This is a genomic window from Pseudomonas sp. E45-MNA-CIBAN-0222, from assembly GCF_040310405.1.
Taxonomy (GTDB): domain Bacteria; phylum Pseudomonadota; class Gammaproteobacteria; order Pseudomonadales; family Pseudomonadaceae; genus Stutzerimonas; species Stutzerimonas stutzeri_AC.
Genome location: NZ_JBEOPU010000054.1, coordinates 1 through 713 on the forward strand (window position 1 = coordinate 1; position 713 = coordinate 713).

The window sequence follows — 713 nt, forward strand, 5'->3', positions numbered from 1 at the left end:
AAAGCAGCCGCTCGGATATCTCTGCAAAAGCTGGGCTCTTCACTCGACGAAGAAATCGAGCCGTGTTGAGATCTGTGTCTATACTTTGACTGTTCAAAAATCTGGTTTAGCTCTTGGGGTATGGTGCATTTGTCATGCAGTTCTACTGAAGCTGGAGCATCGATTTTGCCTGGCTAGCATCACACAGAAACCATATTTCTAATGGGCAAACAGTCATTTTTTGGACCGCAGCGATATCGATGGATCTCATGAAAGCCAAAAATGAGGAATAGCTATATGTCTGGGACGTTTGAAATATACAACGACAAAGCGGGTGAATTTCGTTTTCGGCTCAAAGCCAACAATGGCCAAGCAATTCTGGCCAGCGAGGGCTACAAGGATAAGTCTGGATGTCTAAATGGAGTCGAGTCAGTCAAAAAAAATGCGCCTGATGATGCACGCTACGAGCGTAAGGCCAGCGGGGCTGACAAGTTTATGTTCAACCTTAAGGCGGGTAATCACCAAGTAGTCGGGACGAGCCAGTCATATGCCTCCGAAGCCTCACGCGACAAGGGTATCGAGTCGGTGAAAAACCACGCACCCGACGCTAAGGTTGTTGAGGTGGGCAATTAATCGCTTCAGTCTGTTCAAAATCACTTGGGCATTTCGTTGAGATGGGCGGCTGAGTATTCTTAATAGCCGCTTTTCCCTGCTCGGATGTGATCGACCGCTTC

General features: G+C 47.8%; 1 protein-coding gene. It reads left to right on the forward strand.

Going from position 1 to position 713, the window contains the following annotated elements:
- The first annotated feature begins 276 nt into the window (after nt 1-276).
- Entirely contained in the window at nt 277-612 is a 336-nt protein-coding gene (locus AAEZ08_RS22750) for a YegP family protein (RefSeq protein ID WP_003118434.1), read from the forward strand.
- Nucleotides 613-713: the final 101 nt, after the last annotated feature.

What these genes read in the sequence shown, in the direction of transcription:
- AAEZ08_RS22750 (WP_003118434.1), top strand. Translation starts at nt 277, where the DNA reads ATGTCTGGGACGTTTGAAATATACAACGACAAAGCGGGTGAATTTCGT.